The 11558-nt window shown below is 38.3% G+C and carries 8 protein-coding genes; 7 read left to right on the plus strand and 1 reads right to left on the minus strand.

The window, feature by feature from the left end; translation table 11 throughout:
• Positions 1–182: 182 nt before the first annotated feature.
• A complete protein-coding gene (locus tag GX437_10580) occupies positions 183–638 on the minus strand; it encodes a DUF2062 domain-containing protein (GenBank protein NLJ08105.1) in 456 nt (151 codons plus the stop codon).
• Positions 639–954: 316 nt separating this feature from the next.
• Here GX437_10580 and GX437_10585 point away from each other — a divergent pair, with 316 nt between their 5' ends.
• From GX437_10585 to GX437_10615, 7 genes are all read left to right on the plus strand, one after another.
• Positions 955–1539 (plus strand): sigma-70 family RNA polymerase sigma factor, encoded by a 585-nt coding sequence (locus GX437_10585; GenBank protein NLJ08106.1) that lies wholly within the window; start codon positions 955–957, stop codon positions 1537–1539.
• Between the two features lie 102 nt (positions 1540–1641).
• Entirely contained in the window at positions 1642–3348 is a 1707-nt protein-coding gene (locus tag GX437_10590) for a hypothetical protein (protein ID NLJ08107.1), read from the plus strand.
• Positions 3345–4001 (plus strand): response regulator transcription factor, encoded by a 657-nt coding sequence (locus GX437_10595; GenBank protein ID NLJ08108.1) that lies wholly within the window; start codon positions 3345–3347, stop codon positions 3999–4001. Before GX437_10590 ends, GX437_10595 begins: the two co-directional genes overlap by 4 nt.
• A gap of 328 nt (positions 4002–4329) precedes the next feature.
• The gene (locus GX437_10600) at positions 4330–6672 is read left to right on the plus strand and encodes a TonB-dependent receptor (GenBank protein ID NLJ08109.1); all 2343 of its coding nucleotides are present in this window, start codon (positions 4330–4332) and stop codon (positions 6670–6672) included.
• A gap of 21 nt (positions 6673–6693) precedes the next feature.
• Complete coding sequence (locus GX437_10605) at positions 6694–7101, plus strand: hypothetical protein (protein ID NLJ08110.1); 408 nt, start codon at positions 6694–6696, stop codon at positions 7099–7101.
• A 314-nt stretch (positions 7102–7415) separates the two neighbouring features.
• A complete protein-coding gene (locus tag GX437_10610) occupies positions 7416–10142 on the plus strand; it encodes a pyruvate, phosphate dikinase (GenBank protein NLJ08111.1) in 2727 nt (908 codons plus the stop codon).
• Positions 10143–10246: 104 nt separating this feature from the next.
• On the plus strand, positions 10247–11558 hold a 1312-nt coding region (locus GX437_10615; GenBank protein ID NLJ08112.1), incomplete at its 3' end, for a TonB-dependent receptor.

The raw sequence follows: 11558 nt of genomic DNA on the forward strand, positions 1-11558 counted from the left end.
ATGGAAAAAGGTTGTTATCTATATTGTGTGAAATCAGGACAGACAGCAGAAAGCGGGAAAATTGTTTTGAAATGAAATGGGGGTTATCTGCATTTTTTAAACTGCGTGAACCTGATTTTTGAAGACTTTGAGAGAAACCTTTTAAAATTTCAACAAACTGATTTCCTTTTTTTTTCTGATTTTCAATGATTCTGTCTTTTTTTCTTTCTTAATTCATAAAGAAAAGCTGCAAACCGAATGACAAGATAGCTAATGATAGACAGGTCGGCAGTGATAATCAGATGTCCGACAAGAAAACGCCTGGTAAACGTGATGAGATGATTCAGAAGTTCGATTTTGTATTTAATTACTTCGGCAGAACCAAAAAAAATATCTCCGATCTGATAGCTGATAGCCATTAAAGGCACGACAATCAATGGATTCCACACCACGAATGCCGACATGAGTGCCGGTTTGTTGAGTTGTCTGAACACCATGACCACTATCAGGCCGAGTATAATTCCAAAACCAAATAAGGGTAGGATTGCGATAAAGGTACCAATGGCAAAACTCAGTGCCAGCCGGTGCGGACTGGCATTTTGCCTGATGATTTTCACTAAAAATGTCCGGATCCTTTCTTTATCAATCCTGAATTTCATGCGTTCAGCTTTGTCAAATTTTATTCCATACCCCTGTCTATTTCCTGCTTTTTCAAAGTCTTTTCAGTAAATAAACGTGTCTTGGAATAAAAAGTTTTAAAAGAGAGATTCTTGTAAAAATATGAAAATCTGCAAGTTAAAAAAAATTTACTAAAATTCCTGAAAATTTTTGTCGAAAAGAAGCAAATTTCATTTGGTTTCTGTAAGTTTTCGTTGTATATTAGCACCCTGAATTAATCGCTAAAAAAGAAAAAGGAAACGCATATAGGATAAACTCTACACTAAGTTCATTTCAGAAATTTAAAAATGTGGAGATATGCGTAAACCTTTTTATTCCGATGAACAACTCATCAGCCGTTATATTAACGGAGATGAAAGCAGCCTGATCACCCTTGTCAAACGGTATCAGACCCGCCTTTTTTCCTATATCTGTTATCTGGTCAAAGACAGGACGGTTGCCGAAGATATTTTTCAGGATGTATTTCTGAAGGTTATAATTCAGCTCAAAACTAAAAAATACAATGAAGAAGGCAAGTTTTATCAGTGGATTGTACGAATCTCCCGGAATATGGTGATTGATTATTTCCGCAACTCAAATAAAAATCCGACCGTAACAGATACTGCCGGAAATGATATTTTATCGTATATCCGCATTCCTGATACCAACAGGGAAGATGAGATCATTGAAGATGAAATTCAGTATATGTTAAAAAAGATGATCAATGCCCTTCCCCATGAGCAGCGTGAAGTTTTGATTCTCAGGCATTATGCCAATATGTCTTTTAAAGATATTGCCGAACTGACCCATGTCAGCATCAACACTGCACTGGGCAGGATGAGATATGCCCTGATAAACTTACGCAAAATGATGATTACCCATAACATTCAGCTCAGTGTCTGATTTATTGCCTTATTAAGCCATCTTTTCACAGTTTTTTGTAATATCGAACCCTGATAATTTGTTGTAATGCATGCTGTTTTTCAGTATGTAAACCAAAATGTGATGAGAAAAACTTTTTTCAACCGGTTGATGTTTATCTATTTGCTGATTGTCGTATTACTTGCCTCTGTATCGGTTTACATCACCATTAACATTAATAAGGAGTTCAAAAACTCTATTATTAATCAGTGGGAAAAACAAATGCTTTCAACAACCCAGATTGCTACTGCAAATGTTGAAAATTTTATCGTAAAATATTCTGAAAGCCTGCTTACAATCAGAAATCAGCCCGATATATTGAAAAGAGTGGTTGAAAAAGATATTAGCCATCCCGTAAATTATTGCATTTTATGTGAACTGTATGAAACTCATAAAAATGAGGTGGAAGGGATTCAGCTGACTGACCTTAATGGAACAGTTTTGTTGAAGTTTGCTGCAGCCAGTCAGACTGAAAAAATCCCTGTAGCGATTCATTCATTTGGAAAAGAAACGGATAAAACATATACCCTTCTTGACTTTCACCCCAAATCCCAATCTTCGTTGATTTATTTATTTGCACCTGTTGTCATTGGTGATTCTGTCATTGGCAGTTTAAGCTGGAAAATCTCAATCAGTAAGATGGTAGAAAAATATATAAATCCTTATTTGTCTGAAAATTCCGGTTATTTGTGGCTCATCGACAGCAATCTGAATATTCTTGCACACCATGAAAAGAGTTTTATAGGCCTTAATGCCTATTATATCATGAAAGACTTTGAATATACCGGAAAGTTGGGCAATTATTCGGTCAGTAATTCCCAAAAATACATGAAAGAAGCCAGCCGTTTTTTTACACTCATCAGGCAAAAAGAAAGCGGAAGTGGTAATTACGTTGATTTTGCTCATAATGAATACAGTTTTGCTGTATTCAACACCATCAATCTGGGTAATCAGAAATGGACAATGATTTTAAGCATACCCTATGAGACTATATTTGAACCTGTCAGGAAAAATCATCTTAAAACATATCTTACTGAATTGATAATCATTTTTTTAATAACTTTTATCGGCCTGATATTTTATAAAATGACACGTCATAATATTCTGCTTGAAAAAGAAGCGGAATATCTGGCAGAAATAGCCAAATCGGCAGAAGAGCTGAAAAATGAAAAGCAAAGAAGATTGGCTGCCCTTATTGAGGGACAGGAGCAGGAAAGAAGAAGAATATCGCGGGAAATACATGATAGCCTGGGTCAGCAATTGCTGGCCATGAAACTTAAACTTGAAAATAATTGCAGTAGTGAATTTCATGAATATGGCGAAATTCATAGCCTTGTTTTAAAAACCATTTCTGAAACCCGTGAAATTTCAAATTTACTGGCTCCTGTTGAGTTGCAGGAAAGCAGACTTGATGAGGCATTGAAATCATTAATCGTGAAGTTCCAGCAAAATTCAGGAATCAAAACCGATTTTGTCAGTTATGGAATTCCAGGAAATATTGATATTTCAATCAAAACCTATCTTTATCGTATTGTTCAGGAAGGATTGAGCAATATATTGAAACATGCCGGGGCCACTCAGGCAGATATTCAACTTTTGGGGAATAAGGAGCAACTGACATTGATTATTCAGGATAACGGAAAAGGCTTTGAGTTTAATCAAACCACCAAAGCAAAAGGAAATGGCCTGAACAATATTTTTGACCGGGTAAATATTTTAAAAGGGAACATTGAACTTGAAACGAAACCGGGTGAAGGATGTTGTATTACAATAAAAATCAGTCTTGTATGAAAATAGATGAAATTTTGGTCATGCTGGCAGACGACCATCACATATTCAGGGAAGGTGTTCAGTCTTTGTTTACAGGGGTAAAACATATCCGGATCATGGATCTGGCGGGAAGCGGCACTGAAGCCATCGAAAAATATAAGGAAAACCAACCGGATGTTTTACTGCTGGATATTTCATTGCCCGATATGAATGGATTTGAAGTGGCAGAAAGAATACTGAAAGATGATCCAAACGCCAGAATCATCATACTTTCCATGCACGAAAATCCCGATTTTATTAAAAAAGCATTAAAAACAGGGGTAAAGGCTTATTTAACCAAAGAAGAAACCACACGGGAAGTACTGGTCAAAGCCATTGAAGAGGTGTTTAAAGGTAAAAACTTTTTTACGGATAAAGTGGCTAAAGTAATTGAAAATCAAAACAATATTCAAAATGCTGAAGATTCCGCATTCCCTAAACTCTCCAAAAGAGAAACGGAAATACTTCAATTGATCATGGAAGGCCTGTCAAATGCTGAAATAGCAAAAAAATTGTTCCTGTCAATCCGGACGGTCGAAACACATAAATTTAATATCATGAGCAAACTCAATATGAAATCGACCGTTGAGCTTGTTAAATATGCCCTCAAAAACAAGCTGGTGGACTTTAAATAGTCTATTATAAATGTAAAAAAAATTAAAATCAGTATTTTACTTATCATTAAGTTATTTTACGGTTTTGCTCCTTGTGATAAACTTAAGATATCAAAACCAGGTGTTTTATGCAACCAATTGCAAAAGGAATATGCTTTATTGGTTTTTGAATAAAACTGTTTTTGGTAATGAAAGATTAAAATTGTTCTAAACAAATTTGTTGATCAGTGAAATCTCAGGAGAAAAATTCAAATTATTTTTTATTTATTTGATAATATTTTCAATCAATGTTAACTTTTGGCATTACAAATGGACTAATGAAAAATTTTCTAACTAAAAATTCCAGCTTATGAAAAAGATTAAACTTTTGTTGACAGGAATGCTGACCTTAATGATTCCGCTATGGCTTATTGCCCAGAATATTTCGGTAACTGGTAAAGTTACTGATATTGAAACAGGTAAAACCCTTTCAGCTGCAAATGTAGTCGTAAAGCCTTCCGGAAAAGGCTGTGCAACTGACGAAAATGGCCGTTATCTGATTGAAAACCTTCAGCCGGGAGAATATACCATTGAAGTGTCTTTTGTGGGATTTAAAAAATCAACCAGAAAGGTAAATCTGACAGAAAACAAAAGGTATGTTTTTGATTTTGCAATGGTTGCAACCAATTTCGAGTTAGGCGAAGTAATTCTGAAAGACTGGTCGGCCAGGCAGGATCCTTTTGTAAAAACAGAAATGAAAAAAATTGAAATAGAGATTTTACCAACACGCGACATTGGTGACTTTTTACGTCAGATACCGAATGTTTCTGCCATCAGGAAAGGAGGAACACAGCTTGACCCTGTAATAAGAGGATATAAATATGACCAGCTGAATGTCAGGGTAGATGGTTTTATGCGAATTGAAGGTGGTTGTCCGAACAGGATGGACCCTAATATTTCTCACATAGAAGTGGATGATATTGAAAGAATTGAGGTGATAAAAGGACCCTATGTCCTTCGTTATGGCCCGACCATGGGCGGTTTTCTTAATCTGGTAACTTCCAAACCAACTCCTTTTGAAGGTAAAAAATTCCAGCTTAATGCCAGAGGAATTAAGGGTTATGAAAGTAACTGGAACGGGACAAAAGACAGGCTGAATGTGAAATTCGGGAACGACAGGGTCTATTTTAATCTTTCAGGTAACAACCAGGAATATGGAAATTATAAAGATGGTAACGGTAATCTCGTGTTATCTTCTTTCAGAAAATACTCATTTACAGGTGAAATCGGGCTTGTCCCCTTAAAAAACCATGAACTCATTTATTCATTTGTCAGTTCTCATGGCAGAGATGTTCATTTTCCTGCCTTGCCTATGGATGAAAGATTGGACGACACCAGATTAATGTCGGCTGTTTACAGTATTGCCTCTCCTTTTAAAAACATCAGCAATCTGAGAATAATGGCATTTAATTCCAATGTACATCATGTGATGGATACCAAGGAAAAACCTTCCGGGGATACAATGATTGGTGTTTCAACAATCGATGCCATTGTGTCGGGTGCAAATCTGAATTTCACGCTTTTGCCAAAGGAGAACAACAAGCTTTATTTCATCACTGGTATTGAACATACAACAAAGAAAGGGGAGAGGGTAAAAACCATGTATATGCAACCTGCTGAGCCTGTTGTGCCTGTAAAAACTGAATTTCTGATTGATGGATTTATCACCAATACGTATTTTGCGACTGAATATGAAAGAAAATTCGAAACGATGACCCTGACTGCTTCACTCAGGTATGATAACAATCAGGCACATTCCGGACCTGTTTATGTGTATGGCCTGAAAGCAGGAAAGCCTATTATTCAGGATACTTTATATCCTGAGGATATAACTCTGAATAACCTGAGTGCAAGTTTTGGATTTAATAAATATCTTAATGAAAATCTGACACTTGGATTGGCTATTGGCCGTGGTGTCAGAAGCCCTAACCTTCTGGAAAGATATATTACGCTTTTACCCATTGGTTATGATAAATACGATTATTTAGGTAATCCAGACCTGAAAGCAGAAGCCAATCATCAGGCTGATCTGACCATTAAATATGAAACAGACAAAATAGGCAGGGTTACTGTAAACGGATTTTTCTCTTATGTCATCAATTACATTGCAGCCAGACAACTCCCGCCAACTCAATATCTTCCCAATACAAAAGGCGTTTATGGTGTTAAACAGTTCTACAATGCAGATCCGGTTTACTTCAGGGGATTTGAATTTACTTATTCATCTCCGGAACAATACAAACTGGGAGGTTCGCTCATAGCAGCCTACACCCGTGCCACCATGACCAAGGCATGGGATAAAATGACCGAAATTTCACCGGATGCTCTTTATGAAATACCACCTCTTGATGTCAGAGCCAATGTTTATTATTCATTTTTCAATAGCAAACTGATCCCGCGTCTGACTGTCAGATATGCTGCTCCGCAGAATTATGTTTCGGTCGCTTATGGTGAAAAAACCACTCCGTCTTTCTGGCTGGCAAATCTGACCCTTGCATATATTTATAACCACTTTGTTACACTTTCCTGCGGAATCAACAATATTTTCAATACCCCCTATTATGAACATCTTAACCGTAGGGTAATTGGTTCTCCCGATAATCTTTATGAACCGGGAAGGGTATTTTTCGCTAATTTAATTGTAAAAATTTAATGAACCTTAAAAAACAAAGCCATGAAAAATATTCAGAAAATTATCATCATCGCAGTCGTAGCAATGACAGGTTTACTGATTGCCGGATGTGAAAAAAATATGGACGATCATGTGGTTACTTATGTGATAAAGGGTCTTTCCAGTGATTTTCAGGTGGCCTATTTTAATGAAAATGAACACACTGTAAAAATTGATTCCATGGTAATCAGCGATAAGGCAAAAGGCTGGACTTATTCATTCAAGGGTAAACCCGGTGCACTTACTTATCTTTATGTCAGATACAAGGATGATGTTGATATGATGAGTGGTTTCTGGGTTGCCATACTTGTTGATGGGAGGGCGATAGAGCAAGCCTATAACTACGACATGGCCGATACCACCAGAAAATATCCTTACCAGATTATCAGGCAGGGATTTATTCCGTTTTAGCCAATTTTTCCATAGTTGTTTCATGAAGAGGTTCCTATAACAGGAGCCTCTTTTGTATTAACAGAAGATGAAGTATTTCGGTTTTTCATTTCATGAGGTAATTATTATTTCACGGAAAGAACTTAAAAAACGCTGTAAATACTTAAATCGGAGCAATTTTGGATGAGCTGTTAATCGACTGATTGGCAGATGGATATTATTGGAAAATATGATAGTGAGAAAATACACTTAAATCAAAAAAAACACAGACATTTGCGGAAAAATTTTTCATTTGAATAAAGAAAATTTACGCAATTTTATAAATAATTCAATCTATGGCAAAAGTTAGAAAACTGGTTTACTCTTTCGGAGCCGGAAATGCCGAAGGCAGGGCAGATATGAAAGAACTTTTAGGTGGCAAAGGCGCTAATCTTGCTGAAATGGCAAATCTTGACCTTCCGGTACCGGCAGGTTTTACTATCACCACCGATGTTTGTACTGCTTATTATAAAAACAACCGTTCATTTCCGGAGGAACTAAAAACTCAGGTTGATGAAGCTTTAAAATTTGTTGAAAAAACGATGGGAGCCGTTTTTGGCGATCCCGAAAACCCCCTGCTTCTTTCTGTCAGAAGTGGTGCCAGAAGCTCTATGCCCGGAATGATGGAAACAGTATTAAATGTCGGACTGAATGATATTACCCGCGAAGGATTGATCGCAAAAACTGGGAATCCCCGGTTTGTGTATGACAGTCAGCGCAGGCTAATCCAGATGTACTCGGATGTAGTCATGGAAAAGGCTGCAGGTATCGAACCAAAGGACGGTAAGGGTATCCGCTCTTTGCTCGAGCAGGAGCTTGAAAAAATGAAGCACCAGAGAAATGTAAAATCTGATACCGAACTTACGGCCGATGACTTAAAAGAACTCATTGTCATTTATAAACAAAAGGTTAAGGAAGTTTTGGAAAAAGAATTTCCTGAAGATCCACGTGAGCAGTTGTGGGGAGCTATCGGGGCTGTTTTTCAGTCATGGATGGGAAAAAGAGCCATTGCCTACCGCAGAATGGAAGGTATTCCTGATGAATGGGGAACAGCCGTCAATGTTCAGGCAATGGTATTCGGAAATATGGGAGAAAACTCAGCCACTGGTGTTGCCTTTACCCGCAATCCTGCCACAGGTGAAAATCATTTTTACGGAGAATGGCTGCCCAATGCACAGGGCGAAGACGTTGTTGCAGGAATACGTACGCCAAATCCGATAAACGAAATCACTAAAAGTGAACATAATCAACATCTTCCATCACTCGAAACGGTGATGCCTGAAGTGTACCGCGAACTTGATCAGATACAAAAGCGCCTCGAAAGGCATTACCGCGATATGCTTGATATTGAATTTACCATACAGGAAGGGAAACTTTATATGTTGCAGTGCAGGGTAGGAAAACGTAATGGCCCGGCAGCACTTAAAATGGCCATCGATATGTTTCATGAAGCACTTATCGGTAAGAAAGAAGTGGTCATGCGTGTGGATCCTTCTCAGCTGGATGAAATTTTACATCCCATCATTGACCCTGCTGCCGAACTCAGGGTAAAACCATTGGCATCAGGACTTCCGGCAGGACCAGGCGGAGCCAGCGGACAAATCGTATTTACCCCTGTCGATGCTGTTGAATGGACAAAAGAGGGTAAAAAAGTGATTTTGGTCAGAGAAGAGACCAATCCTGAAGATATTGAGGGAATGAGAGCTGCAGAAGCAATTCTGACAGCAAAAGGTGGCATGACCAGTCATGCTGCGCTGGTTGCCAGAGGTTGGGGAAAATGCTGCATTGTTGGTGCCGGCTCACTTCATATCAACCTTTCTGAAAAGACCCTGACCATTGGTGATAAAGTTTTCAAAGAAGGAGATGTCCTTTCTCTGAATGGCAGCAAGGGATATATTTATGAGGGAGAAATGCCGATGATAAAATCAGCAGAAGAAAATCTTGACTTTATTGAGTTTATGGAGATTTGCGATGATATTAAGGTGATGAAAATCAGAACCAATGCAGATACACCTGAAGATGCCCGCAAAGCAAGAGAATTCGGAGCTGAAGGTATTGGCCTTTTCCGCACAGAACACATGTTTTATGGTAAGAATGCCGAAAAACCTTTGTTTTTGTTAAGAAAAATGATAATTTCAAAAACAGAGGAAGAAAGGAGAAAAGCATTGGATGAACTTTATCCCTTTGTAAAGGAAGATGTGAAAGGTACCATGGAAGCTATGGATGGATTTCCGGTTACATTCCGTACACTTGATCCGCCACTGCACGAATTTGTTCCTCAAAATCAGGAAGAAAGAGTTAAGTTGGCTCAGTCGTTGAACATCAGTCTTGAAGAATTTAGTTTCAGGGCAGATGCTCTTCATGAAAACAATCCGATGATGGGGCATCGTGGTGTCAGGTTGGGTATTACACATCCTGAAATAACAGAAATGCAGGCAAGAGCTATTTTTGAAGCCACTGCAGAGCTTATTCAGGAAGGTAAAAATCCGTTTCCTGAAATCATGATACCTGTTACCTGTATTGCTACAGAACTCGAACACCAATACAAAATCATTAATAAAATACACGCAGAAGTTTGTGAAAAATTCGGCATGAACGAAATTCCGCATCTCGTTGGAACCATGATTGAAATACCAAGGGCAGCACTAACCGCAGCCAAAATAGCTGAACATGCCCAGTTTTTCTCATTTGGCACCAACGATCTTACCCAGATGACCTATGGCTTTTCGCGTGACGATATAGGTGGCTTCCTGCCTCTTTACCTTAAAAATAAAATTCTTCCTTTTGACCCCTTCAATATTCTTGATCAGGAAGGAGTTGGGGAACTGATGAAATTTGCCGTGGATAAAGGAAGGGTTACCCGTCCCAAACTTAAGGTCGGTATTTGCGGTGAACATGGCGGAGAGCCTTCAGCAGTGGAATTTTGCCATAAAATAGGATTTGATTACGTCAGCTGTTCGCCTTTCCGTGTCCCTATTGCCAAACTGGCTGCTGCTCAGGCCAATGTCAGATTTAAACGATAGACTGATTTTTTAAGTTATTGCAAAAATATTTTCTTTTAAACGAAAGAAAATATTGGTTTTTTGGTCTTATCCTTGTTTAATTATCGTGCTATAATTTTTTACAAATGAAAAAAACCGCATTATTATTTATTTTATCCCTTTCATTGGTCTTTCAAAGTCTGTCACAACCCGGGAAATTCAATGGCAACATGCCAAAAGACGGTAAAATAACCGGAAGGGTAATTGATGAAACCACCAGACATGGGGTTGCTTATGCAAGCATTTCCCTTCATTCTGAAAAAGATTCTTCCATTGTGGGGGGTACGATCACCGATAACGGGGGTTATTTTGAAATTTCAAACCTGGCTTACGGTAAATATTATGCATGGGTTACCTTTATTGGTTATGAGAAAGTTAAAATTCCCGAAATTCATATTTCTCCGAAGCAAAAAGAAGTGATCCTTGGCAACATCAGTATAAAAGAATCATCGCTTGTGCTGAATGAAGTTGAAATTTCGACAGATAAAAGGCATATTGAGTATAAAGTGGATAAAAAGGTCATCAACGTTACCCAGGATATTATTGCCGCAGGAGGAACAGCTGTAGATGTGCTTGAAAATACACCCTCCGTGCAGGTGGATGTTGACGGGAATCTCACTCTCAGAGGCAGTGGCAGTTACACCGTTCTGATTGACGGCAAACCTTCTGTTTTATCAGGAAGTGATGCCTTAAAACAAATTTCAGCCTCAACGATAGAAAAAATTGAAATCATCACCAATCCTTCCGCAAAATACGACCCTGATGGAATTGGCGGAATCATCAACATTATTCTCAAAAAAAGCATTACAGAAGGATTTAACGGAATCATCAATGCCGGAGTAGGAATGTTTAAAAACTATTCGACAGATGGAACTTTCAACCTTCGTACCGGGAAAGTCAACCTGTTTGCCGGATACGACCTGAATAAGAGAGGTGGTCCGGGCAAATGGATCAACGAAAGAGAAGCAGATTTTGACACAGTTACTATCTTTACCAATGCTGATGCCGACAGATCACGAAATTTTGGCGGATATTCCTTCAAAACCGGCCTTGACTGGGAAATTAACAAGGTTAACTTTATGACCTTTTCAGCTGATTATGGACAAAGAAATTTCGGTTTTACAGGTAACAGCCGATACCATGAATATACTCAGCCCGTTATTTATGATTATTATTATCTCAGGGATAACCTGAGCAGTAATACCCACAATACTTTTAATACCAACCTGTATTATCAGCACAAATTCCTCCAGCCTAATCACAATTTCAGTGCGTCTGTCAATTACTCTCTGTTCTCAGGCGACAACTATGAGCTGAACACCAATCAGTTTTCAGACAGCCAGTGGAATGGAATTGCAGCCAAAACTGAAGACAGGGCAACCTCTGAAGTCAATGGGA

Source organism: Sphingobacteriales bacterium (assembly GCA_012517435.1).
Classification (GTDB): Bacteria; Bacteroidota; Bacteroidia; order CAILMK01; family JAAYUY01; genus JAAYUY01.